The organism is Microbacterium sp. LEMMJ01 (assembly GCF_002114135.1).
Classification (GTDB): domain Bacteria; phylum Actinomycetota; class Actinomycetes; order Actinomycetales; family Microbacteriaceae; genus Microbacterium.
The window spans coordinates 350,254-371,339 of the sequence record NZ_NCTV01000030.1; the positions used below are offsets into that span (position 1 = coordinate 350,254).

General features: G+C 67.9%; 32 protein-coding genes. 1 reads left to right on the plus strand and 31 read right to left on the minus strand.

Annotated features, from left to right (window positions below; all coding sequences use genetic code 11):
- Positions 1-15: 15 nt before the first annotated feature.
- The 5 genes from B7W94_RS10525 to B7W94_RS10545 all read right to left on the minus strand — a co-directional run bounded on the left by B7W94_RS10525 (position 16) and on the right by B7W94_RS10545 (position 5,184).
- Positions 16-1,020 carry an SIS domain-containing protein gene (locus B7W94_RS10525; protein ID WP_172400110.1) on the minus strand — a complete coding sequence of 335 codons (1,005 nt, stop codon included), beginning with the start codon at positions 1,018-1,020 and terminating at the stop codon, positions 16-18.
- Positions 1,021-1,211: 191 nt separating this feature from the next.
- Positions 1,212-2,009, minus strand: a complete 798-nt coding sequence (locus B7W94_RS10530) for a sulfite exporter TauE/SafE family protein (RefSeq protein ID WP_025102380.1) — start codon at positions 2,007-2,009, stop codon at positions 1,212-1,214.
- A gap of 46 nt (positions 2,010-2,055) precedes the next feature.
- Positions 2,056-3,603 (minus strand): tripartite tricarboxylate transporter permease, encoded by a 1,548-nt coding sequence (locus B7W94_RS10535; protein ID WP_085606370.1) that lies wholly within the window; start codon positions 3,601-3,603, stop codon positions 2,056-2,058.
- Complete coding sequence (locus B7W94_RS10540; protein ID WP_085606372.1) at positions 3,603-4,163, minus strand: tripartite tricarboxylate transporter TctB family protein; 561 nt, start codon at positions 4,161-4,163, stop codon at positions 3,603-3,605. Before B7W94_RS10540 ends, B7W94_RS10535 begins: the two co-directional genes overlap by 1 nt.
- A gap of 1 nt (position 4,164) precedes the next feature.
- Positions 4,165-5,184 (minus strand): Bug family tripartite tricarboxylate transporter substrate binding protein, encoded by a 1,020-nt coding sequence (locus B7W94_RS10545; RefSeq protein ID WP_085606374.1) that lies wholly within the window; start codon positions 5,182-5,184, stop codon positions 4,165-4,167.
- Between the two features lie 160 nt (positions 5,185-5,344).
- On the opposite strand from B7W94_RS10545, the gene B7W94_RS10550 reads away from it, so the two are divergent.
- Positions 5,345-6,565: a PAS domain-containing protein gene (locus B7W94_RS10550; protein ID WP_085606376.1), complete on the plus strand. Its 1,221-nt coding sequence runs from the start codon at positions 5,345-5,347 to the stop codon at positions 6,563-6,565.
- Between the two features lie 53 nt (positions 6,566-6,618).
- Here the strand turns inward: B7W94_RS10550 and rplQ are convergent, their stop codons facing one another.
- The 26 genes from rplQ to rplB form a co-directional block, all read right to left on the minus strand.
- Positions 6,619-7,191 carry a 50S ribosomal protein L17 gene (gene rplQ, locus B7W94_RS10555; protein WP_062632861.1) on the minus strand — a complete coding sequence of 191 codons (573 nt, stop codon included), beginning with the start codon at positions 7,189-7,191 and terminating at the stop codon, positions 6,619-6,621.
- Between the two features lie 34 nt (positions 7,192-7,225).
- The gene (locus tag B7W94_RS10560) at positions 7,226-8,215 is read right to left on the minus strand and encodes a DNA-directed RNA polymerase subunit alpha (RefSeq protein WP_025102386.1); all 990 of its coding nucleotides are present in this window, start codon (positions 8,213-8,215) and stop codon (positions 7,226-7,228) included.
- A 129-nt stretch (positions 8,216-8,344) separates the two neighbouring features.
- Entirely contained in the window at positions 8,345-8,743 is a 399-nt protein-coding gene (gene rpsK / locus B7W94_RS10565; RefSeq protein WP_045249905.1) for a 30S ribosomal protein S11, read from the minus strand.
- A gap of 30 nt (positions 8,744-8,773) precedes the next feature.
- Positions 8,774-9,148 (minus strand): 30S ribosomal protein S13, encoded by a 375-nt coding sequence (gene rpsM, locus B7W94_RS10570; protein WP_062632862.1) that lies wholly within the window; start codon positions 9,146-9,148, stop codon positions 8,774-8,776.
- A 147-nt stretch (positions 9,149-9,295) separates the two neighbouring features.
- Positions 9,296-9,412, minus strand: coding sequence for a 50S ribosomal protein L36 (rpmJ, locus tag B7W94_RS10575; RefSeq protein ID WP_005050492.1), 117 nt, complete (start codon positions 9,410-9,412; stop codon positions 9,296-9,298).
- A gap of 64 nt (positions 9,413-9,476) precedes the next feature.
- Complete coding sequence (infA, locus tag B7W94_RS10580; RefSeq protein WP_018171468.1) at positions 9,477-9,698, minus strand: translation initiation factor IF-1; 222 nt, start codon at positions 9,696-9,698, stop codon at positions 9,477-9,479.
- Positions 9,699-9,870: 172 nt separating this feature from the next.
- Complete coding sequence (locus B7W94_RS10585) at positions 9,871-10,542, minus strand: DsbA family protein (RefSeq protein WP_062765208.1); 672 nt, start codon at positions 10,540-10,542, stop codon at positions 9,871-9,873.
- Complete coding sequence (gene map / locus B7W94_RS10590; protein ID WP_085606378.1) at positions 10,542-11,393, minus strand: type I methionyl aminopeptidase; 852 nt, start codon at positions 11,391-11,393, stop codon at positions 10,542-10,544. The genes B7W94_RS10585 and map overlap by 1 nt, the downstream gene beginning before the upstream one ends.
- Before the next feature lies 1 nt (position 11,394).
- Positions 11,395-12,000 carry an adenylate kinase gene (locus B7W94_RS10595; RefSeq protein ID WP_062765215.1) on the minus strand — a complete coding sequence of 202 codons (606 nt, stop codon included), beginning with the start codon at positions 11,998-12,000 and terminating at the stop codon, positions 11,395-11,397.
- The gene (gene secY, locus B7W94_RS10600; protein ID WP_025102391.1) at positions 11,997-13,319 is read right to left on the minus strand and encodes a preprotein translocase subunit SecY; all 1,323 of its coding nucleotides are present in this window, start codon (positions 13,317-13,319) and stop codon (positions 11,997-11,999) included. The genes B7W94_RS10595 and secY overlap by 4 nt, the downstream gene beginning before the upstream one ends.
- Positions 13,320-13,472: 153 nt before the next feature.
- On the minus strand, positions 13,473-14,090 hold the full coding sequence (gene rplO, locus B7W94_RS10605; protein WP_085606380.1) for a 50S ribosomal protein L15: 618 nt from the start codon (positions 14,088-14,090) through the stop codon (positions 13,473-13,475).
- Positions 14,090-14,275: a 50S ribosomal protein L30 gene (gene rpmD, locus B7W94_RS10610; protein WP_017201575.1), complete on the minus strand. Its 186-nt coding sequence runs from the start codon at positions 14,273-14,275 to the stop codon at positions 14,090-14,092. The genes rplO and rpmD overlap by 1 nt, the downstream gene beginning before the upstream one ends.
- Positions 14,275-14,949: a 30S ribosomal protein S5 gene (gene rpsE, locus B7W94_RS10615; RefSeq protein WP_200838869.1), complete on the minus strand. Its 675-nt coding sequence runs from the start codon at positions 14,947-14,949 to the stop codon at positions 14,275-14,277. Before rpsE ends, rpmD begins: the two co-directional genes overlap by 1 nt.
- Positions 14,950-14,969: 20 nt before the next feature.
- Positions 14,970-15,329 (minus strand): 50S ribosomal protein L18, encoded by a 360-nt coding sequence (gene rplR, locus B7W94_RS10620; RefSeq protein ID WP_025102394.1) that lies wholly within the window; start codon positions 15,327-15,329, stop codon positions 14,970-14,972.
- 2 nt (positions 15,330-15,331) lie between these two features.
- A complete protein-coding gene (gene rplF, locus B7W94_RS10625; RefSeq protein ID WP_025102395.1) occupies positions 15,332-15,868 on the minus strand; it encodes a 50S ribosomal protein L6 in 537 nt (178 codons plus the stop codon).
- Between the two features lie 6 nt (positions 15,869-15,874).
- On the minus strand, positions 15,875-16,273 hold the full coding sequence (gene rpsH, locus B7W94_RS10630; protein ID WP_025102396.1) for a 30S ribosomal protein S8: 399 nt from the start codon (positions 16,271-16,273) through the stop codon (positions 15,875-15,877).
- Between the two features lie 132 nt (positions 16,274-16,405).
- Positions 16,406-16,996, minus strand: a complete 591-nt coding sequence (gene rplE / locus B7W94_RS10635) for a 50S ribosomal protein L5 (protein ID WP_025102397.1) — start codon at positions 16,994-16,996, stop codon at positions 16,406-16,408.
- Positions 16,996-17,355 (minus strand): 50S ribosomal protein L24, encoded by a 360-nt coding sequence (gene rplX / locus B7W94_RS10640; RefSeq protein WP_025102398.1) that lies wholly within the window; start codon positions 17,353-17,355, stop codon positions 16,996-16,998. The genes rplE and rplX overlap by 1 nt, the downstream gene beginning before the upstream one ends.
- Positions 17,356-17,357: 2 nt before the next feature.
- Positions 17,358-17,726, minus strand: a complete 369-nt coding sequence (gene rplN, locus B7W94_RS10645) for a 50S ribosomal protein L14 (RefSeq protein ID WP_025102399.1) — start codon at positions 17,724-17,726, stop codon at positions 17,358-17,360.
- Positions 17,723-18,040 (minus strand): 30S ribosomal protein S17, encoded by a 318-nt coding sequence (rpsQ, locus tag B7W94_RS10650; protein WP_025102400.1) that lies wholly within the window; start codon positions 18,038-18,040, stop codon positions 17,723-17,725. The genes rplN and rpsQ overlap by 4 nt, the downstream gene beginning before the upstream one ends.
- Entirely contained in the window at positions 18,040-18,357 is a 318-nt protein-coding gene (gene rpmC, locus B7W94_RS18490; RefSeq protein WP_025102401.1) for a 50S ribosomal protein L29, read from the minus strand. Before rpmC ends, rpsQ begins: the two co-directional genes overlap by 1 nt.
- A complete protein-coding gene (rplP, locus tag B7W94_RS10660; RefSeq protein WP_025102402.1) occupies positions 18,357-18,776 on the minus strand; it encodes a 50S ribosomal protein L16 in 420 nt (139 codons plus the stop codon). The genes rpmC and rplP overlap by 1 nt, the downstream gene beginning before the upstream one ends.
- Entirely contained in the window at positions 18,776-19,528 is a 753-nt protein-coding gene (gene rpsC / locus B7W94_RS10665) for a 30S ribosomal protein S3 (protein ID WP_025102403.1), read from the minus strand. Before rpsC ends, rplP begins: the two co-directional genes overlap by 1 nt.
- Positions 19,528-19,926, minus strand: a complete 399-nt coding sequence (gene rplV, locus B7W94_RS10670) for a 50S ribosomal protein L22 (protein ID WP_025102404.1) — start codon at positions 19,924-19,926, stop codon at positions 19,528-19,530. The genes rpsC and rplV overlap by 1 nt, the downstream gene beginning before the upstream one ends.
- A 25-nt stretch (positions 19,927-19,951) precedes the next feature.
- Positions 19,952-20,233 carry a 30S ribosomal protein S19 gene (gene rpsS, locus B7W94_RS10675; protein WP_017201589.1) on the minus strand — a complete coding sequence of 94 codons (282 nt, stop codon included), beginning with the start codon at positions 20,231-20,233 and terminating at the stop codon, positions 19,952-19,954.
- Between the two features lie 12 nt (positions 20,234-20,245).
- Entirely contained in the window at positions 20,246-21,085 is an 840-nt protein-coding gene (rplB, locus tag B7W94_RS10680) for a 50S ribosomal protein L2 (RefSeq protein WP_025102405.1), read from the minus strand.
- Between the last annotated feature and the right edge of the window lies 1 nt (position 21,086).

Sequence of the window (21,086 nt, forward strand, 5' to 3'; positions counted from 1 at the left end):
GCGATCCTTTCGTTCCTAGTACTCCATGCGCCACATGTAGCGGCGCACGCTGAGGGGGTGTCCTCGGTGGTCGGCGAGTGCATCCGCGTACGCGCGGAGCACGACGTTGAAGAGGAGGTGGGCGACGACGCCGCGCACCTCCGGAGCGACGACATCGAGGCCGAACTCCTGGGCGTCGAGGACGAGCACCCGATCCGAGTGCTTCGTGACGAAGTCCACCGCGCGCTGCTCGACGGACCGAGTCTCATCGAGTCCGAGCAGCGCGATGAACGGCACATCCTCCTCGGTGATCTCGAAGGGGCCGTGGAAGTACTCGCCGGCGTGGATGGCGGCGGAGTGCACCCACTGCATCTCCTGCAGCAGGCAGATGGCGAACGAGTACGCGGAGCCGTAGTTGGAGCCTGCCGCCATCGTGTAGATGAGGGGCTCGCGACGGTGGCGGTATCCCCAGGCATCGGCGGCTGCGGAGTGCGCTTCGCGCGCTGCCGGCACGAGGGTCGGCAGCTGAGCGACGGCCTCGTCGACCGCACCGGCGATGCCGGCCTGTTCACGGTCGTCCAGGATGCCGGCCGCCAAGCGCAGCAGCAGCGCGGGGCCGACGTGGGCCTCGCTCTTCCCCTCGCCGTGCTGATACGCCACCACGTGCTCCGATGCCTCGGCGAGCGGCGACGTCGGGTCGAACGTGAAGGCGACCGTGAGCGCTCCGCGCTCGCGTGCGTGCTTCGCCGCGGCGACCGTCTCCGGCGTGGTGCCGGAGTGCGAGCAGAGCACGACGAGGGTGTCGGCGTCGACGCGCGACGAGGCGCGGCTGGTGAACTCGGCAGCATTGAGGGCGGTCGCCTCGAGCGACACCGCCTTGGTACCGAACAGGTACTCGATGGGCTGCATGACGGCAAAGGAGCCGCCGCAGGCGGTGAGCACGACGCGCGAGATGGTGTCTCGGGTCGCGATCGCCTGGCGGGCCGCAGCGAGCTGGTTCTCGATAGCGGCGGAGTCGACGAACAGAGCGGTGGCAGACAAGATGGTCCCTTCTGATGACCTTCGATCAAACATCATGACTCGTTATATGACGTCATGTGATGACTGACGATAGCGAGCGCAGCACCGCCTGTAAAGAGGCGCGGCGAAAATCGTTCGCGGGAGTCAGGGAAAGGGACGGGTCCGGCGCGCTTCAGCGGTCGGCTCGCGCCGCAGGAACGGCGGCCGCGGCGTCAGCCGCGCCGGCGCCCGCGGACGGCCTTGAGGGCCATCTGCACCGCGATCACGACGAGATACGCGGCGAAGAGGAGGTTGCCGACGGTCGGGTCGACGATGGTCGCCAGCCAGGCGCCGAGGGCCGTCGTGGTGCACGCCGAGACGCCGATGAGCAGCGCCGCGAGGAGATCGACGTTGCGGTTGCGGAGGTTGCCGACCGTGCCGGAGAGCGCGGTCGGGATCATCATGAGCAGCGAGGTGCCCTTGGCGACGAGGTCGCTGGTGCCGAACGCGAGCATGAGCACCGGGACGACGATCACACCGCCGCCCACGCCGATGAGCCCGGCCAGGATGCCCGTTCCGATTCCCACGACCACCAGGGCGATCCCGGTGAGCCAGGTGAGCTCGAAGACGGCGTCGCGCGAGGGGATCACGAGGAAGAGGCTCACGATCACGACGACGAGGAAGCCGACGAAGCCCCAGCGGAGGGCGGTCTGCGAGATCCGCGGGAGCAGGCGGGTGCCGATCTGCGCTCCGACCACGGCCCCGGCGGCGAGGATCAGCGCCGGGATCCAGGCGACGGAGCCCGACGCGGCGTAGGAGATGACGCCGACGGTCGCCGTCGGGACGATCGCCGCCAGCGAGGTCCCGGCCGCGAGGCGCTGGTCGAACGCGAGAAGGAGCACCAGCAGCGGGACGATCACCGTGCCGCCGCCGACGCCGAAGAGCCCGGAGAGGAGGCCGGCGAGGAGGCCGATGCCGATGAACGTGGCGTAGGCGCGGGGTCCGCGCTTCAGGACCGTCGCATCGCTCACCGGATCAGCCTACTCCCGGCCTCTCCCCTCCTCGAATCGTGCGGGCTCAGACCTCCGAGTCCGCCTTGACGGGCACCGCGATGGACTCCGTGAGCGCCTGCTCGTACCGGCGCTGCCGACGCCGCAGCCACAGCCCGCCGGCGATGAGCAGCGCGAGGATCACGTAGGCGACCGCGGAGAACGGCTGCGCGATGAGCGTCGTCAGGTCGCCCTGGCTGAGCTGCAGTGCGCGCCGCAGCTGCTCCTCCCCCATCGGCCCGAGGATCATGCCCACCACCAGCGGCGCGACGGGGAAGCCGTACCGCCGCAGGAAGTAGCCGAGGACGCCGATGATGAGCAGGATCAGGATGTCGACGACCGCGAAGTTCAGCGCGTACGCCCCGAAGGCGGCGAACAGGAGGATGCCCGCGTACAGATACGGCCGCGGGATCTGCAGGAGCTTCACCCACATGCCCACCAGCGGCAGGTTCAGCACGAGCAGGATCACGTTGCCGATGTAGAGGCTCGCCACCAGTGCCCACACGAGGTCTGCCTGTCCGGTGAACAGCTGCGGCCCGGGCTGCAGCCCGTACGTCTGGAACGCCGTGAGGATGATCGCCGCGGTCGCCGTCGTCGGAAGTCCCAGCGTCAGCAGCGGCACGAGCACGCCCGCGGCCGCGGCGTTGTTCGCCGACTCCGGGCCCGCGACGCCTTCGATGGCCCCGCGGCCGAACTCGTCCTTGCGCCGCGAGAGCTTGCGCTCGGTGGCGTAGGACAGGAAGGTCGCCACGTCGGCGCCACCGGCCGGGATCGTGCCGATCGGGAAGCCGATGGCGGTGCCGCGGAGCCAGGGCTTCCACGAGCGGCGCCAGTCGTCCTTCGTCATCCAGCTGCGCCACCCGCGCGACACGGGGATCACGTCGATCGCGCCGTGCCGCAGCCGGGCCGCGACGTACAGCGTCTCGCCGACGGCGAAGAGCCCGACCGCTACGAGCACCACGTCGATGCCGTCCGCCAGCGGCAGCAGGCCGAGCGTGTACCGCTGCTGCCCCGAGAGCCAGTCGGTGCCGACCAGGCCGAGGAACAGGCCGACGCCGAGCGACAGCAGTCCGCGCGGCACGGAGGACCCCATCAGCGCACCGACCGTGACGAAGGCCACGACGATGAGCGCGACGTAGTCGGCGGGCCCGAGGTTCACGGCGAACTGCGCGAGCACCGGGGCGAGCAGCGTCAGGCCCACGGTCGCGAGGGTCCCCGCGACGAACGACCCGAGCGCCGCGGTGGCGAGGGCCGCCGCGCCCCGCCCGAGCTTGGCCATCTTGTTGCCCTCGATCGCCGTCACGATCGACGACGACTCCCCCGGGGTGTTCAGCAGGATGCTCGTCGTCGACCCGCCGTACATGCCGCCGTAGTAGATGCCCGCGAACGTGATGAGCGCCGCGGCCGGCTCGAGCGTGTAGGTGAGCGGAAGGAGCAGGGCGACGGTCATCGCCGGCCCGATGCCCGGCAGGACGCCCACGGCCGTGCCGATCAGCACGCCGAAGAAGGCGAACACGAGGTACTGGGGCTGCAGCGCGGTCGCGAACCCCTCGAGGAGCAGACTCCAGCTGTCCATCAGAACATCCTTCCCAGCCAGCCGAGCGCCGGTCCCCACGGGAGGGAGAGCCCGAGCAGACCGCCGAACACGACCTGCACGACCAGCGCGATGATCGCGCCGATGAGGAGCGCCACCCACCACCGCCGCGCGCCGAGCGCCCACGCGACGCCGCCGAACAGCAGGGCGGCGGCGGGTGCCCAGCCGAGCGGCTCGATGAGGAGCAGATGAGCGACCACGAGCGCCACGATCTTCACGAGGGTCAGCCAGTCGGTCGGCAGGCTCTGATCGACGTCCTCCCCCTCCTCCGGCACACCGCGGTGCCCGCGGAGGATGCTCACCACGACGGCGAGGGAGGAGCCCAGCAGCAGCACCGAGACGAACAGCGGGAAGACCGTCGGCCCGACCTGGCCACCCGCGGGCACATGGATGGTGAACACACCGGCGAACGCGAACACGCCGAGCGCCACCATGAGCAAGGCGAAGACGAGCTCCCCCCGCGGCAGGGACGCGACGAGGCGTGCGGACCGACGGGCGTCGGTCCGCACCTCCTCGCCGGGTCCGGAAGACCCGGTCGTCATGTCAGCCGACCAGCCCGATGTTCTGCAGCGTCGTGGTGACCTCGGTGATGTTGCCGTCGAGGAACTCGTCGAACTCGGCACCCGTGAGGAAGGCATCCGCCCAGGCCCGCGTCTCCAGCTCGTCCTTCCAGGCTTCGGACGCCTCCAAGTCGGTGACGATGCGCTCGAGCTCCGAGCGCTCGGCGTCGCTGATGCCGCCCGGCGCGATCACGCCGCGCCAGTTGGTGAGCACGACGTCGTATCCGGAGTCGGTGATCGTGTCGACGTCCGGCAGCTGCGTGACCGGCTCCTCCGACGAGACGGCGAGAGCCTTCATGGTGCCGGCCTCGATGTGCTGCAGGAACTCGCCGACACCGGAGATGCCTGCCGACACCTTGCCGCCCAGGATCAGCGACGTGGCCTCGCCGCCGCCCGAGTTGGGCGTGTAGTTCAGCTTCTCGGCGATCTCCGCGCCGTCGAGCCCCGCCTCCTCGAGCAGCAGCCCGGCGAGGATGTGGTCGGCTCCTCCGGCTGAGCCGCCCGTGATCGTGACCTCCTGGCCCTTGTCCACGACGTCCTCGACGAGGTCCTCCAGGGTGTCGTACTCGGAGTCCGCGGGGACGACCACGACGAGGGGCTCGTCGGTGAGGCGGGCGATCGGGGTCATGTCCTCGATGCGCACGACTGAGGCGTTGGTCTCGACCGCACCCACCATCACGAGCCCCATGACCATGAGGGTCGCCGGGTCCTTCTCGTTGGCGAGCTGCGCGAGGCCGACCGTTCCCCCGGCCCCGCCGACGTTGGTGACCGGCGCCGAGCCGACGATGTCCTCCTGGGTGAGCAGCTGGGAGAGGGCACGACCGGTCTGGTCCCAGCCGCCGCCCGGGTCGGCGGGGACGACGATGTTCACGTCGGTGATGGCGACCGCCTCGTCGCCGCCGTCGGAGCCGGCGGTTCCGCCGTCCGCGGTCGAGCACGAGGTGAGGACCAGGGCGGTCGCGGCGACGGCCGCGGCGAGGGTCCCGATGCGGGCGTGATTCATGGCGCTCCTCCTTGAGCGTTCGGGTGCAATCCGTCCACTGTCGAGGCGCGGATGCGCCCGCTCAAGCTTCGGAAACCATTGGTCGCGTTCCGTAACTATTGGTCGTGAACACCTCCGCCGGCGGCTCGCGGCCCGTCCGCCCACCCGGGAGAATGGACCCGTGGCCTCGAAGATGACGCTCCGTGTGCAGCTGCTCGCGCTGCAGGCGCTGATCGTGTTCCTCGTGACCCTCGCCACCGGCATCGCCGCCGGGGCGTTCCAGGAGAACGCGCTCCGCGAGGCCTACAAGGACCGCATGCAGGCGGTCGCCCAGTCCGTCGCCGCTCTCCCCGTCGTCCTCGACGCGTTCGACGACGAGGACCCGGCCGCCGCCATCCAACCGGTCGCCGAGGTCATCCGCGAGGCCTCCGATCTCGCCTACGTGGTGGTCGCCAACGACGAGGGCATCCGGTACTCGCATCCGAACACCGACCGCATCGGCGAGCGGGTGTCCACCGACCCGTCGATCCCGCTGGGCGGCGACATCTTCGTGGGCACGCAGACCGGGACGCTCGGGACCTCGTGGCGCGTGAAGGTGCCCATCCGCGACGAGGACGGCACGGTCATCGGCACCGCCTCCGTCGGCATCCTGGAGTCCGAGCTGAACGAGGAGTTCACCAGCAACCTCGTCGGACTCATCTCCGCCATGCTCGCCGCGGCGGTTCTCGGGGTCTTCGGCGCTGCGTGGGTGACGTCGTTCATCCGGCGCCGCATCTACCGGCTCGAGCCGCACCAGATCGCGGCGCTGGTCAAGAACCAGGAGACGACCCTGCATGGGTTGAGCGAAGGGGTCGTCACGGTGGACGGCACAGGGCGGATCACCCTGGTCAACGACGCGGCGGCGCGGTTCCTCGGTCGCGATGCCGCCGATCTCGACGGCGCTCCCGCGGATGACGTCCTCGGCGACGAGCTCGCCACCGTGCTCCGCGAGGGCGAGGCTGCGGGACGCCCCGTCATCGTCGGCTCGCATGTGCTGGTCGCGCGGAGCACGGCCTCGGGGAGCGGGTCCGCCGATGTGGGGGCGACGCTCCTGCTCCGCGACCACACCGAGCTGCACGATGTCGTGCGTCGGGTCGACGCGGCCGATGCGATCATCGCCTTCCGGGAGCGGTACGGGCTGCCGAAGGGGCTGAGCGCCGAGACGCTGGAGCGGGTCTCCGCCGCCCTCGCCGCCCGACCGGACGCCTCCGCGACCGAGATCGGAGAGGATCTCGCCATCTCCCGCGTCAGTGCGCGCCGCTATCTCGAGCACCTCGCCGCCACGGGCCAGGCGGTGCGGTCTCTGGATTACTCCACCAAGGGTCGTCCCGGGGCACGCTACCGGATCACCGACCCCCGCTGAACGACGAAGCCCGCCACCCCGGAGGGGCGGCGGGCTTCGTAGGAGATCTGTCCTTACTCGGACTTCTTCTCGACAGCGTCCTCGGCGGCGGCCTCAGCGGCCTCGCCCTCGGCCTGCGACTCGGCGCCGGCCTCGGCAGCCGTGTCCTCGGCAGGGGTCTCGTCCGCGGGGGCCTCAACGGTCTCCTCGGCGGGAGCCTCCTCGGCAGCCGGCTTCTCGTCCTTCGGGGCCGCAGCGGCCTTCTTGGTCGACTTCGCCTTCGGGGTGACGGGCTCGAGGACGAGCTCGATCACGGCCATGGGGGCGTTGTCGCCCTTGCGGTTCCCGACCTTGGTGATGCGCGTGTAGCCACCCTCGCGGTCCGCGACGAGCGGAGCGATCTCGTTGAACAGGACGTGCACGACTTCCTTGTCACCGATGACCGACAGCACGCGACGGCGGGCGTGGAGGTCTCCGCGCTTGGCGAAGGTGATGAGGCGCTCGGCGAGCGGACGCAGGCGCTTGGCCTTCGTCTCGGTCGTCTTGATCGACTTGTGGGTGTACAGCGCAGCAGCGAGGTTGGCAAGCAGCAGGCGCTCGTGGGCGGGGCCGCCTCCGAGGCGGGGACCCTTGGTGGGCTTGGGCATAATCGTCTAACTCCTGGTCAGAAAGGGTCGGGTATCAGAAGGACTCGTCTTCGCTGCCGCCGTAGAAGTGGGCGCCGTCGAAACCGGGCACCGAATCCTTGAGCGACAGACCGAGCGAGATGAGCTTGTCGCGCACCTCGTCGACCGACTTCTGGCCGAAATTGCGGATGTTCATGAGCTGCGTCTCCGACAGGGCGACGAGCTCAGAAACGGTGTTGATGCCCTCACGCTTCAGGCAGTTGTACGAGCGGACCGACAGGTCGAGGTCCTCGATCGGCATCGACAGCTCGCTGGAGTTCACAGCCTCCACCGGCGCCGGGCCGATCTCGATGCCCTCGGCCTCGACGTTCAGCTCGCGGGCGAGACCGAACAGCTCGGTGAGCGTCTTGGCAGCCGAGGCGACGGCGTCGCGGGGGCTGATCGCCGACTTGGTCTCGACGTCGAGGATGAGCTTGTCGAAGTCGGTGCGCTCACCGGCACGGGTGGCGTCGACGCGGTAGCTGACCTTCAGCACGGGCGAGTAGATCGAGTCGATCGGGATCTGACCGGCCTCGGCGTACTCGTTGCGGTTCTGCGTCGCGGAGACGTAGCCACGGCCGCGCTCGATGGTGAGCTCGAGCTCGAACTTGGCGGTGTCGTTGAGCGTCGCGATGACGAGCTCGGGGTTGTGCACCTCGACACCGGCCGGAGCCGAGATGTCGGCGGCGGTCACTTCACCGGCACCGGTCTTGCGGAGGTACGCGGTGATGGGCTCGTCGCGCTCGCTGGAGACGACCAGCTGCTTGATGTTGAGGATGATCTCGGTGACATCCTCCTTCACGCCGGGGATCGTGCTGAACTCGTGCAGCACACCGTCGATGCGGACGCTGGTGACAGCGGCGCCGGGGATCGACGACAGCAGGCTGCGACGCAGCGCGTTGCCGATCGTGTAGCCGAAGCCGGGCTCCAGAGGCTCGATGATGAACCGGCTCCGGTTCTCGACGATCTTTTCCTCGGTCAGTGTGGGACGCTGTGCAATAAGCACTCTGTGTTCCTTTCGATCACATGCCCGCTATATGACATGTGGTGGGGTGAGGTCTTGAGTTGTGGAAGTCGATGCCCCACGCGGGGCGCCGAGCCGCTCGCCCGAAGGACGAGCGGCTCGGCACACGCATCAGACGCGGCGACGCTTCGGCGGACGGCAGCCGTTGTGCGCCTGCGGGGTGACGTCCTGGATCGAACCCACCTCGAGGCCGGCGGCCTGCAGCGAGCGGATCGCGGTCTCGCGGCCGGAGCCCGGACCCTTCACGAAGACGTCGACCTTCTTCACGCCGTGCTCCTGCGCCTGGCGGGCGGCCGACTCGGCGGCCATGCCTGCGGCGTACGGGGTCGACTTGCGGGAGCCCTTGAAGCCCACGCCACCCGACGACGCCCAGCTGATGACAGCGCCGGACGGGTCGGTGATCGAAACGATGGTGTTGTTGAACGTCGACTTGATGTGGGCCTGGCCCAGCGCGATGTTCTTCTTCTCCTTGCGGCGCGGCTTGCGCGCGGCGGCCTTGGGTGCAGCCATGAAAGTGTTCTCCTAGTCCCTGGCCGCTGCTTAGCGGGCCTTCTTCTTGCCGGCGACGGTGCGCTTCGGGCCCTTGCGGGTACGGGCGTTGGTCTTGGTGCGCTGACCGCGGACCGGGAGGCCACGACGGTGGCGGAGGCCCTCGTAGGAGCCAATCTCGACCTTGCGGCGGATGTCTGCGGCCACCTCGCGGCGCAGGTCACCCTCCACCTTGTAGTTGCCTTCGATGTAGTCGCGGAGGGCGACGAGCTGGTCGTCGCTGAGGTCCTTCACGCGGATGCTCTCGTCGATGTCGGTCGCCTTGAGGATCTCGACCGAGCGGGTACGGCCGACGCCGTAGATGTAGGTAAGGGCGATCACCACGCGCTTGTCGCGCGGGATGTCAACGCCGGCAAGACGTGCCATGCGGTTCTCCTGGGTGTTGTGGAGGTGTGGAGCAGGATCGGTGCCCGGGCCTCCGCCCCGAGGTGTCCCCCGCTTCCGCGGGTTCTGATCCTGCCGTGTCGTATTGAGTTATGAGATTGCGAGAGCGGCGCCCACGCAGCGGGGCACTCAGCCCTGGCGCTGCTTGTGACGCGGGTTGCTCTTGCAGATCACCATCACGCGGCCGTGGCGGCGGATCACCTTGCAGTGATCGCAGATCGGCTTGACGCTGGGGTTGACCTTCATGATGTTTCCTGTTCGCTGTCTTCACCGGGCAGGCGTGGAGCCTGGGGTGTTACTTCTCGACCGATCAGCGGTAGCGGTAGACGATGCGGCCGCGGGTCAGGTCGTAGGGGCTGAGCTCCACGACCACGCGGTCCTCGGGGATGATGCGGATGTAGTTCTGCCGCATCTTTCCGGAGATCGTCGCCAGAACCTTGTGTCCATTGCTGAGCTCAACGCGGAACATCGCGTTGGGCAGAGCCTCCGACACGACGCCCTCGATCTCGATGACACCGTCTTTCTTAGCCATAGCCTCGCTGACGCTTCTGCAGACCGGTCGATCTGCGGTGGGTGGGTGATGTGCGGTACCGGGCCGGATCGGACACGCCGAACGCATGGCACAAGGCACCAAAGATCTATGTTATCCGACGACGCCCCATCCGGCAACTTGGCCGGACGGGGCGTCGAGGGGTCAGGGCGTGTCAGCCGAGCAGGTCGGTGAACCGCTTCATGTCTTCCTGGTTCTGGAGGTCGAGCCGCTCGCCGTCGATCTCGACGGTCGGGGTGCCCTGGATGTCGTTGGCCTTCGCCTGCGCGGCACCGAACTTGCGGTACGTCTCGTCCGTGATGCAGGACACCACATCGTCGCCCGCGCCGACCTGGGTGGCGAACTCGGCGAGCTGCTCGTTCGTGAGGCCGGGGCTGTTCTCCGCCGGCTGGTTCTCGAACAGGACCTTCGCGTAGTCGAAGTAGAGGTCGGAGTCGGACTCGGCGACGCAGAACGCGGCACCGGCCGAACGGGAGGAGAACTCGGTGCCCTGCGAGAAGCGGTCCAGGATCGCGATGGGGTGCTGCTCGAGGGTGATCTCGCCGCTCTGCGCCTTGGCCTCGAGGGCGGCGCCGAACTGGTCCTCGAAGGACTTGCAGACCGGGCACTGGAAGTCGAGGAAGACCGACACCGTGGTGTCGCCGTCGCCCATGGAGATGGAGCCAGCGTCGGCGTCGAAGTTGTCGCTCGCGGTCGGGGTGGCGCCGGGAGAGGTCGCCTGGTTGTTAAGGAACACCACGAGTCCGCCGAGGGCCACCAGGACCACGACGACAGCGATGGAGACGCCGATCGCGAACCAGTTGGTGTTGCTCTTCGCCGCTGCCATTACTTTCCGATCTCTCGAGGCTCGACCCCGAACGGGGCGAGTCCGGCTCTTCCACCATCGGGCGCGGTGAGCACCCAGATGCCCCCATCATGCAGGGCGACGCTATGTTCCCAATGTGAGCCGTCAGTGCCGTCGACCGTCGTGACGGTCCAGTCGTCGTCCTCCACGAAGGTCGCCTCGCCGCCGGCGGTCACCATGGGCTCGATGGCGAGCACGAGCCCGGGCTTCACGTCCGCGCCGCGGTCGGGTGTCCGGTAGTTGAAGACGCTGGGCGCCTCGTGCATCTTCCGCCCGATGCCGTGGCCGACGTACTCGCGGAGGATCCCGTAGGGCTCGCCGCTCACGGCAGACGGCCCCTGCGCCTCGATGTAGTCCTGGATGGCGGCGCCGATCTCGTCGATCGAGGATGCCGTCGCCATCGCGGCGATGCCCGCCCACATCGACCCTTCGGTCACGCGGGAGAGCTCCTCGCGGCGGGCGACGAGCTCCGGGCGCTCGGGATCGGGGACGACGACCGTGATCGCGCTGTCACCGTTCCAGCCGTCGAACTGGGCGCCGCAGTCCACCGAGACGATGTCGCCCGGCTGGAGCACCCGCTCCCCCGGGATACCGTGCACGACCTGCTCGTTGACCGAGACGCAGATCGTGTGGTGGTAGCCCTTGACGAGCTGGAAGTTCGACTCCGCTCCCCGCTGCACGATCGCGCGGTTGGCGGCGGCATCGAGCTCGATCGTCTTCACTCCGGGCTTGATGAGGGCGCGGACGGCGTCGAGGGCCTCGGCGGTGATGAGGCCGGGCTCGACCAGGGCTCGGAGCTGAGCCGGGGTCTTGTAGATCGAGCGGCGGAACATCTCAGGCGGCGGAGGCGGCGGAGCGCAGTCCGCGAGCGGCCAGGGCGGCGGCGATGCGCTCCGTGATCTCCTCGAGGGAGCCCACGCCGTCGATGCGGTCGACGATGCCGCGGCTGCTGTAGACCTCGATGATCGGCGCCGTCTCCTTCTCGTAGATGTCGAGTCGGTGCGCGATGGCCTCGTCGGTGTCGTCGGAACGGCCCTGCTCGGCGGCGCGAAGGGCGAGGCGGGCGATGCTCTCCTCACGGGGGACGTCGAGGAGGATCACCGCGTCCAGCGCCTCGCCGCGTCCCTCGAGGAACGCGTCCAGGTGCGACACCTGCGCGGTGTTGCGGGGGTAGCCGTCGAGGAGGAAGCCGTTCTGCGCGTCGTCCTGGCTCAGCCGGTCGCGCACGATCTCGCTCGTCAGCTCGTCCGGCACGAGGTCGCCCTTGTCGAGGATCGCGGTGACCTGCTGGCCGAGCGCCGTCCCCTCCTTGATGTTCGCGCGGAAGATGTCGCCGGTCGAGACGACGGGGATGCCGTAGGACTCGGCGATGCGCACACCCTGCGTGCCCTTGCCGGAACCCTGCGGACCGACGATGAGAAGACGTGCGGATGCTGTCATCGGAGAAGTCCTTCGTAGTGTCGCTGCTGCAGCTGGGCGTCGATCTGCTTGACCGTCTCGAGACCCACGCCGACGATGATGAGGATCGACGCGCCACCGAACGGGAAGTTCTGGTTGGCGCCGACCGTGGCGAGGGCGATCAACGGGATGAGGGCGATCAGGCCCAGGTAGAGGGAACCGGGGAGCGTGATGCGGGTGAGCACGTAGTCCAGGTACTCCGCGGTCGGACGGCCGGCCCGGATCCCGGGGATGAAGCCGCCGTACTTCTTCATGTTGTCGGCGACCTCGACGGGGTTGAACGTGATCGCGACGTAGAAGTAGGTGAACCCGATGATCAGCAGGAAGTACGCCGCCATGTAGATCGGGCTGTTGCCGGTGGTGAAGTTCGCGCTGATCCAGCTGACCCAGGCGGGCGGCGTCGAACCGTCCTGCGGGGTATTGAACTGGGCGATGAGCGCGGGGATGTACAGCAGCGACGAGGCGAAGATGACCGGGATCACGCCCGCCATGTTGACCTTGATCGGGATGTACGTGTTGGTGCCGCCGTACGTCCGGCGTCCCACCATGCGCTTCGCGTACTGCACGGGGATGCGCCGCTGGGACTGCTCGACGAAGACGACGAGACCCATCACGATGATGCCGACGAGGAGCACGAGGAGGAACACCTCGAAGCCGCGGGTCTGCCAGATGATCGACATCGCACCGGGGAAGGTCGCGGCGATGGAGGTGAAGATCAGCAGCGACATGCCGTTGCCGATGCCGCGCTCGGTGACGAGCTCGGCGAACCACATGATCAGACCGGTGCCGGCCGTCATCGCCATGATGATGAGCACCTGGGCCCACCAGACGTCGTTCGTGAGGAGCTGGGTGCACGCGCCGATGTCGGTCGTTCCGAAGAGCTGACCGGTGCGGGCGACGGTGACGAGGGTCGTCGACTGCAGGAGCGCGAGCGCGATCGTGAGGTACCGCGTGTATTGGGTGAGCTTGGCCTGTCCGGCCTGGCCCTCCTTGTGCAGCGCCTCGAAGTGCGGGATGACGACGCGCAGGAGCTGCGTGATGATCGTCGCCGTGATGTACGGCATGACACCGAGCGCGAAGATCGACAGCTGCAGCAGAGCGCCGCCGGAGAAGAGGTTGACGAGTCCGAGCAGACCCTCGGTGCCGGCATTGGCCGCGAGACACTGCTCCACGTTCGGGAAGTTGACGAACGGCGCGGGGACGTTCGAGCCGAGACGGTAGATCGCGATGATCGCGAGAGTGAAACCGATCTTCCGACGCAGGTCGGGCGTGCGGAAGATCCGCGCGATGGCGCTAAACAAGAACGTTCCTCCTGAAAAGGTGGCCGAACCCCCGAGGGGCGGCTGAAACACCAGGGTAACCCACTCCGAGGTCCGGGGAATGCGGGCGGTCGGCTTCTCCCCCACCGAACCAGAAGAGGGGCCGGAGAATCTCCGACCCCTCTTCCGCAGTGGTTACTTGACGGATCCGCCCGCAGCCACGATCTTCTGCTCGGCGGAACCCGAGACCTTGTCGACCGCGACGGTGAGCTTCACGGCGATGTCGCCGTTGCCGAGAACCTTGACCTTCTCGTTCTTGCGAACCGCACCCTTGGCGACCAGGTCGCTCACGGTGACGTCGCCACCCTGGGGGTAGAGCTCCGCGAGCCTCTCCAGGTTCACGACCTGGTACTCGACGCGGAACGGGTTCTTGAAGCCGCGCAGCTTCGGCGTGCGCATGTGCAGCGGCATCTGGCCACCCTCGAAGCCGACGCGCACGGTGTTGCGGGCCTTGGTGCCCTTCGTGCCGCGACCGGCCGTCTTGCCCTTCGAGCCCTCACCGCGACCGACACGGGTCTTCGCGGTGTTGGCACCCGGGACCGGACGCAGGTGGTGGACCTTCAGCACGCCGGGGCGGGACGCCGGGGCGTCCTTCTTCGGCGCAGCCTTGGCGGAGCCGTCGGCCTTCGCGTCGGCGGCAGCGGTCTTGGCCGGTGCCTTCTTCGCGGCGGGCTTCTTGGCGGCGTCGGCCTTGGGAGCCGCCGCCTTCTTCGTGGCCTTCTCGGCCTCGACGGCCTCGTTCTTCTCAGCCATTAGTCGATCTCCTCAACCTTGACGAGGTGGGCGACGGTCTTGACGTAGCCGCGCGTCTGCGCGTCGTCGGGGCGGACGGTGGTGTCACCGATCCGCTTGAGACCGAGGCTGCGCAGCGTGTCGCGCTGGTTCTGCTTCTCGCTCACCTTGGACTTGATCTGCGTGACCTTGAGTCGCGCGGCCATCAGGCACCTACCTTCTGTGCGGCGATGGCCTCGGCCTCGGCGCGGACGAGCCGGGCCGGGGCGACCTGGTCGAACTCGAGACCACGACGTGCGGCGACGGCGCGGGGCTCCTCGAGCTCCTTCAGGGCGGTGACCGTCGCGTGCACGATGTTGATCGTGTTCGACGAGCCGAGCGACTTGGACAGCACGTCGTGGATGCCGGCGCACTCGAGCACGGCGCGGACCGGACCACCGGCGATGACACCGGTACCGGCGGCGGCGGGGCGCAGGAGCACCACACCGGCGGCCGACTCACCCTGCACGGGGTGCGGGATGGTGCTGCCGACGCGCGGGACGCGGAAGAAGTTGCGCTTGGCCTCTTCGACACCCTTCGAGATCGCCAGGGGGACCTCACGGGCCTTGCCGTAGCCGACGCCCACCAGACCGTTGCCGTCGCCGACGACCACGAGAGCGGTGAAGCTGAAGCGACGACCACCCTTCACGACCTTCGAGACGCGGTTGATGGTGACGACGCGCTCCAGGAACTGGTTGTCGCCGCGGTCGCGCGAGTTGCGGTCGCGGCCGCCCTGGTTGCGGTCACGTCCGCCGCGGCGGCCGTCCCGCTGGTCGCGAGTGGGCTCAGCCTGCGTGGTGCCGGCGGCCGTCTCGGAAGTGGCAGCAGCCGCTTCGGTCACTTCGTTCTCCTTGTTGTCACTCACAGTGCCAGACCCCCTTCACGGGCGCCGTCGGCGATGGCGGCGACACGACCCGCGTAGCGGTTGCCGCCACGGTCGAACACTGCCTCGGAAACGCCTGCGGCCTTCGCACGCTCGGCGAGGAGCTCGCCGACCTTGCGAGCCTTGGCGGTCTTGTCGCCATCCAGCGAACGCAGGTCGGTCTCGAGCGTCGAGGCCGAGGCGACCGTGTGGCCCTTGCTGTCGTCGACGAGCTGCACGAAGACGTGACGCGCCGAACGGTTGACGACGAGGCGCGGACGCACCTCGGTGCCCACGATCTTCTTGCGAAGACGGGCGTGACGACGCGCGCGGGCGTCGGACTTCGACTTCACAGCCATGGTTACTTACCAGCCTTTCCGGCCTTGCGACGCACGACCTCGCCGGCGTAGCGCACACCCTTGCCCTTGTACGGCTCGGGCTTGCGGATCTTGCGGATGTTCGCAGCCGCCTCACCGACGGCCTGCTTGTCGATCCCGCTGACGGTGAGCTTGTTCGTGCCCTCGACCGTGAGCGTGATGCCGGCGGGCGGGTCGACCAGGACCGGGTGCGAGAAGCCGAGGGCGAACTCGACCGAGTTGCCCTTCTGCTGCACGCGGTAACCGGTGCCGACGACCTCGAGACCCTTGGTGTAGCCCTGGGTCACGCCGATGATGTTGTTGTTGATGAGCGTGCGGGTCAGGCCGTGAAGCGACCGGGACTCGCGCTCGTCGTCGGGGCGGGTGACGAGAACCTGGTTCTCCTCGACCGACACCTCGATGGGGCTGGCCACCGTGAGGGTGAGCTCACCCTTGGGGCCCTTCACCGCGACCTCACGGCCGTCGACCGAAACGGTCACGCCCGCGGGAACGTCGATGGGAAGTCGTCCAATACGCGACATTTCGGATTACCACACGTAGGCGAGAACTTCTCCGCCCACGCCCTTCTGCTCAGCCTGGCGGTCCGTGAGGAGACCGGAGGAGGTGGACAGGATGGCCACGCCGAGGCCGCCGAGGACCGTGGGGATCTCGGTCGACTTCGCGTACACGCGGAGGCCGGGCTTCGACACGCGCTTGATGCCCGCGATCGAGCGCTCGCGGTTCGGGCCGTACTTCAGCGTCAGCGTGAGGTTCTTGCCCACGCGCGCGTCGGAGGTCTCCCAGCCGGCGATGTAGCCCTCCTGCTGGAGGATCTCTGCGATGTGCGTCTTGAGCTTGCTCGACGGCAGCGTCACGGTGTCGTGGTGCGCCGAGTTCGCGTTGCGCAGACGGGTCAGCATGTCTGCGACCGGGTCTGTCATTGTCATTGTTGTCTACTTTCGTTCATGAGGTTCCGGCTGCCGTTACACGACAGACGGCCTGCGATGAGCACGCAATCTTCAATTGTACGTGCACATCGACGGGCTCAGTGACACGAGACCACTGAGCCCGTCGAAGGGTCACGCCTGGGCGTCGTCCGCGCGGAACGGGAAGCCGAGGTGACGGAGCAGCGCCCGACCCTCGTCGTCCGTCTTCGCCGAGGTCACGACGGTGATGTCGAAACCACGGACGCGGTCGATCTTGTCCTGATCGATCTCGTGGAACACGCTCTGCTCCTGGAGACCGAAGGTGTAGTTGCCGTTGCCGTCGAACTGCTTGGCCGACAGACCGCGGAAGTCGCGGATGCGGGGCAGCGCGAGCGAGACCAGGCGGTCCACGAACTCCCACGCACGGTCGCCACGGAGGGTGACGTGCGCGCCGATGGCCTGGCCCTCACGCAGCTTGAACTGCGCGATGGACTTGCGGGCCTTGGTGACGATCGGCTTCTGGCCGGTGATCTTGGTGAGGTCGTCGACCGCACCATCGATCACCTTGCTGTCGCGAGCAGCCTCGCCGACACCGGTGTTCACGACGACCTTGACCAGGCCGGGGATCTGCATGACGTTCTCGTAGCCGAACTCGTCCTGCAGAGCCTTCTTGATCTCGGCGTTGTACTTCGCCTTCAGGCGGGGCTGGATCTTGCCAGCCACCGCAGCGTCGGTCGTTGCCATCAGAGGTCCTTACCGCTCTTCTTCGCGAAGCGCACGCGGACGGTGCGCTTCACGCCGTCCTTGGTCTGCTCCTCGACCCGGTGGCCGACCTTGGTCGGCTTCTTGGTCGAGGGGTCGACGAGTGCGACGTTCGAGATGTGGATGGGCGCCTCGACGGTCTCGAGGCCACCCGTCTTCGTGCCACGCTGCGTCTGACCGACGCGCGTGTGCTTGGTGACGTAGTTGACGCCTTCGACGACGACACGGTTCTGCTCGACGAGGACGTCGAGGACCTTGCCCTGCTTGCCGCGGTCGCCACCACGCTCGGGCTTGGCGCCCGAGATGACCTGAACCAGGTCGCCCTTCTTGATCTTCGCCATGATCAGATGACCTCCGGTGCCAGCGAGACGATCTTCATGAACTTCTTGTCGCGAAGCTCACGGCCGACCGGCCCGAAGATACGGGTGCCGCGGGGCTCCCCGTCGTTCTTCAGGATGACGGCGGCGTTCTCGTCGAACTTGATGTAGGAGCCGTCGGGACGACGGGTCTCCTTCTTGGTGCGGACGATGACCGCCTTGACGACGTCGCCCTTCTTGACGTTGCCACCGGGGATCGCGTCCTTGACGGTCGCGACGATGGTGTCGCCCAGACCGGCGTACCGGCGGCGCGAGCCACCGAGGACGCGGATCGTGAGCAGCTCCTTGGCGCCGGTGTTGTCGGCGACCTTGAGACGGGACTCCTGCTGAATCACTTGGCCTTCTCCAGAATCTCCACCAGACGCCAGCGCTTGGTGGCGCTCAGCGGGCGGGTCTCGTTGATCAGGACCAGGTCGCCGATGCCGGCGGAGTTCGCCTCATCGTGCGCCTTGACCTTCGACGTCCGGCGGATGACCTTGCCGTAAAGCGGGTGCTTCACGCGGTCCTCGACCTCGACGACGATCGTCTTGTCCATCTTGTCGCTGACGACATAGCCACGACGGGCCTTGCGGTACCCGCGGGCGTCGGCGTCGCGCACGTCGTGAGCGGCGTGCTCAGCCTCGACGGCGGCTTCCTTCTTGGTGGCCATCACTCAGCCTCTTCCTTCGGGGCGTCCTCGGCGGCGTCCGCCTTCTTCGCCTTCGACTTGGTCGCCTTCTTCGCGGGAGCCTCGACCGGAGCGGGCGTCGCACGGATGCCCAGCTCGCGCTCGCGGATCACCGTGTAGAGGCGCGCGATGTCGCGCTTGACGGCGCGGATGCGGCCGTGGCTCTCCAGCTGGCCGGTGGCCGACTGGAAACGGAGGTTGAACAGCTCCTCCTTGGCCTTGCGCAGCTCCTCAACGAGGCGCTGGTCTTCGAACGTGTCGAGCTCTGCCGGAGCGAGCTCCTTGGTGCCGATCGCCATTACGCGTCGCCCTCCTCGCGCTTGATGATGCGTGCCTTGAGCGGCAGCTTGTGGATTGCACGGGTCAGTGCCTCGCGAGCGAGCTGCTCGTCGACACCCGCGACCTCGAAGAGGACGCGGCCCGGCTTGACGTTGGCGACCCACCACTCGGGGGAACCCTTACCGGAACCCATGCGGGTCTCGGCCGGCTTCTTCGTGAGCGGACGGTCCGGGTAGATGTTGATCCACACCTTGCCGCCACGCTTGATGTGACGGGTCATCGCGATACGAGCGGACTCGATCTGACGGTTCGTCACGTACGCGGGGGTGAGGGCCTGGATGCCGAACTCGCCGAAGGAGACCTTCGTGCCGCCGGTGGCCTGACCCGAGCGCCCCGGGTGGTGCTGCTTGCGGTACTTGACCTTACGGGGGATGAGCATTATGCCGACGCTCCTTCTGCAACAGGTGCCTCGTTGCGCGGGGCACGGCGGCGGTCACCACGGTCGTCACGGCGCGACTTCGGCGCGTTGGCCTGCTCGCGCGCGAGCTCCTTGGCGGTGAGGTCGCCCTTGTAGATCCACACCTTCACGCCGATGCGGCCGAAGGTGGTCTTGGCCTCGTAGAAGCCGTAGTCGATGTTCGCGCGCAGCGTGTGCAGCGGCACACGACCCTCGCGGTAGAACTCCGACCGGCTCATCTCGGCGCCGCCGAGACGGCCCGAGACCTGGATGCGGATGCCCTTGGCGCCGGCGCGCTGCGCGCCCTGCAGACCCTTGCGCATCGCGCGACGGAACGCCACGCGAGCCGAGAGCTGCTCGGCGATGCCCTGGGCGACCAGCTGAGCGTCGGCCTCGGGGTTCTTGACCTCGAGGATGTTCAGCTGGATCTGCTTGCCCGTGAGCTTCTCGAGGTCGCCGCGGATGCGCTCGGCCTCTGCACCACGACGACCGATCACGATGCCCGGGCGGGCGGTGTGGATGTCGACGCGGACGCGGTCACGGGTGCGCTCGATCTCGATGTTCGAGACGCCGGCACGGTCGAGCTGCGTCTGCAGCAGGCGACGGATCTTGATGTCCTCGGCCACGTAGTCGGCGTAACGCTGACCCGGCTTCGTCGAGTCGGAGAACCAGCGCGACACGTGGTCCGTGGTGATGCCGAGGCGGAAGCCGTACGGGTTGACCTTCTGTCCCATTACTTGCTCGCCTTCTTGTTGCTGTCGCCGGCCGCGGCAGGAGCCGCCTCCGGCGTCGAGAGCACGACCGTGATGTGGCTCGTGCGCTTCTTGATCTGGAAAGCGCGACCCTGTGCACGGGGCTGGAAACGCTTGAGCGTCGTGCCCTCGTCCACGTACGCGTTCTTCACGTACAGGTCCTGCTCGTCGAGGTACTCGCCGTCACGATCCGCCTTGACCTGCGCGTTGGCCATGGCCGACGCGACAAGCTTGTAGATCGGCTCACTGGCGGACTGCTGAGCGAACTTCAGGATCGCCAGAGCCTCCTGGGCCTGCTTGCCCTTGATGAGCGCGACGACACGACGAGCCTTCTGAGGGGTCACGCGGATGTGTCGCACGCGTGCGATGGACTCCACCATTTCTCTCTCCTCTATCGCCGCCGCGTCAGCGGCGACGGCCCTTCTTGTCGTCCTTCTCGTGGCCGCGGAAGGTGCGGGTGGGCGCGAACTCGCCCAGCTTGTGACCGACCATGGTCTCGGAGACAAACACGGGGATGTGCTTGCGACCGTCGTGGACCGCGATCGTGTGACCCAGCATGGCCGGGATGATCATGGACCGGCGGGACCAGGTCTTGATGACGTTCTTCGTGCCGGCTTCGTTCTGCACGACCACCTTGCGAAGCAGGTGCTCGTCGACGAAGGGGCCCTTCTTGAGACTGCGAGGCATCTTCTCTTACTCCTACTTGCGCTTCTTGCCGGCGTTGCGACGACGCACGATGTACTTGTCGCTTTCCTTGTTGGCGTGGCGGGTGCGGCCCTCGGCCTGACCCCACGGGGAGACGGGGTGACGTCCACCGGACGTCTTGCCCTCACCACCACCGTGCGGGTGGTCGACCGGGTTCATCGCGACACCGCGGACGGTCGGGCGGACGCCCTTCCAGCGCATGCGGCCGGCCTTGCCCCAGTTGATGTTCGACTGCTCGGCGTTGCCGACCTCGCCGATGGTCGCGCGGCAGCGCGCATCCACGTTGCGGATCTCACCGGAGGGCAGACGCAGCTGGGCGTAGGGGCCGTCCTTGGCGACGAGGCGGACCGACGCACCGGCCGAGCGCGCCATCTTCGCGCCGCCGCCGGGGCGGAGCTCGATGGCGTGGATGACGGTACCCGTGGGGATGTTCTTCAGCGGGAGGTTGTTTCCCGGCTTGATGTCCGCCGCGGGGCCCGACTCGACGATGTCGCCCTGCTTCAGCTTCGCCGGCGCGAGGATGTAGCGCTTCTCGCCGTCGAAGTAGTGCAGCAGCGCGATGCGCGCGGTGCGGTTGGGGTCGTACTCGATGTGCGCGACCTTGGCGTTCACGCCGTCCTTGTCATTGCGACGGAAGTCGATGACGCGGTACTGGCGCTTGTGGCCACCACCGATGTGACGGGTCGTGATGCGGCCCTGGTTGTTGCGACCACCGGTCTTCGAGATCGGGCGCAGCAGCGACTTCTCCGGCGTCGATCGGGTGATCTCGGCGAAGTCAGCCACCGACGAGCCGCGACGGCCCGGGGTCGTGGGCTTGTACTTGCGAATAGCCATG

What these genes read in the sequence shown, in the direction of transcription:
- B7W94_RS10535 (WP_085606370.1), bottom strand. Translation starts at nt 3,603, where the DNA reads ATGGACAGCTGGAGTCTGCTCCTCGAGGGGTTCGCGACCGCGCTGCAG.
- B7W94_RS10540 (WP_085606372.1), bottom strand. Translation starts at nt 4,163, where the DNA reads ATGACGACCGGGTCTTCCGGACCCGGCGAGGAGGTGCGGACCGACGCC.
- B7W94_RS10545 (WP_085606374.1), bottom strand. Translation starts at nt 5,184, where the DNA reads ATGAATCACGCCCGCATCGGGACCCTCGCCGCGGCCGTCGCCGCGACC.
- rplQ (WP_062632861.1), bottom strand. Translation starts at nt 7,191, where the DNA reads ATGCCCAAGCCCACCAAGGGTCCCCGCCTCGGAGGCGGCCCCGCCCAC.
- rpsK (WP_045249905.1), bottom strand. Translation starts at nt 8,743, where the DNA reads ATGGCTGCACCCAAGGCCGCCGCGCGCAAGCCGCGCCGCAAGGAGAAG.
- rpsM (WP_062632862.1), bottom strand. Translation starts at nt 9,148, where the DNA reads ATGGCACGTCTTGCCGGCGTTGACATCCCGCGCGACAAGCGCGTGGTG.
- rpmJ (WP_005050492.1), bottom strand. Translation starts at nt 9,412, where the DNA reads ATGAAGGTCAACCCCAGCGTCAAGCCGATCTGCGATCACTGCAAGGTG.
- infA (WP_018171468.1), bottom strand. Translation starts at nt 9,698, where the DNA reads ATGGCTAAGAAAGACGGTGTCATCGAGATCGAGGGCGTCGTGTCGGAG.
- B7W94_RS10585 (WP_062765208.1), bottom strand. Translation starts at nt 10,542, where the DNA reads ATGGCAGCGGCGAAGAGCAACACCAACTGGTTCGCGATCGGCGTCTCC.
- map (WP_085606378.1), bottom strand. Translation starts at nt 11,393, where the DNA reads ATGTTCCGCCGCTCGATCTACAAGACCCCGGCTCAGCTCCGAGCCCTG.
- B7W94_RS10595 (WP_062765215.1), bottom strand. Translation starts at nt 12,000, where the DNA reads ATGACAGCATCCGCACGTCTTCTCATCGTCGGTCCGCAGGGTTCCGGC.
- rplO (WP_085606380.1), bottom strand. Translation starts at nt 14,090, where the DNA reads ATGGCTGAGAAGAACGAGGCCGTCGAGGCCGAGAAGGCCACGAAGAAG.
- rpmD (WP_017201575.1), bottom strand. Translation starts at nt 14,275, where the DNA reads ATGGCCGCGCGACTCAAGGTCACGCAGATCAAGTCCAAGGTGAGCGAG.
- rplR (WP_025102394.1), bottom strand. Translation starts at nt 15,329, where the DNA reads ATGGCTGTGAAGTCGAAGTCCGACGCCCGCGCGCGTCGTCACGCCCGT.
- rplF (WP_025102395.1), bottom strand. Translation starts at nt 15,868, where the DNA reads ATGTCGCGTATTGGACGACTTCCCATCGACGTTCCCGCGGGCGTGACC.
- rpsH (WP_025102396.1), bottom strand. Translation starts at nt 16,273, where the DNA reads ATGACAATGACAGACCCGGTCGCAGACATGCTGACCCGTCTGCGCAAC.
- rplE (WP_025102397.1), bottom strand. Translation starts at nt 16,996, where the DNA reads ATGGCAACGACCGACGCTGCGGTGGCTGGCAAGATCCAGCCCCGCCTG.
- rplX (WP_025102398.1), bottom strand. Translation starts at nt 17,355, where the DNA reads ATGGCGAAGATCAAGAAGGGCGACCTGGTTCAGGTCATCTCGGGCGCC.
- rpsQ (WP_025102400.1), bottom strand. Translation starts at nt 18,040, where the DNA reads ATGGCCACCAAGAAGGAAGCCGCCGTCGAGGCTGAGCACGCCGCTCAC.
- rpmC (WP_025102401.1), bottom strand. Translation starts at nt 18,357, where the DNA reads ATGGCGATCGGCACCAAGGAGCTCGCTCCGGCAGAGCTCGACACGTTC.
- rplP (WP_025102402.1), bottom strand. Translation starts at nt 18,776, where the DNA reads ATGCTCATCCCCCGTAAGGTCAAGTACCGCAAGCAGCACCACCCGGGG.
- rpsC (WP_025102403.1), bottom strand. Translation starts at nt 19,528, where the DNA reads ATGGGACAGAAGGTCAACCCGTACGGCTTCCGCCTCGGCATCACCACG.
- rplV (WP_025102404.1), bottom strand. Translation starts at nt 19,926, where the DNA reads ATGGTGGAGTCCATCGCACGCGTGCGACACATCCGCGTGACCCCTCAG.
- rpsS (WP_017201589.1), bottom strand. Translation starts at nt 20,233, where the DNA reads ATGCCTCGCAGTCTCAAGAAGGGCCCCTTCGTCGACGAGCACCTGCTT.
- rplB (WP_025102405.1), bottom strand. Translation starts at nt 21,085, where the DNA reads ATGGCTATTCGCAAGTACAAGCCCACGACCCCGGGCCGTCGCGGCTCG.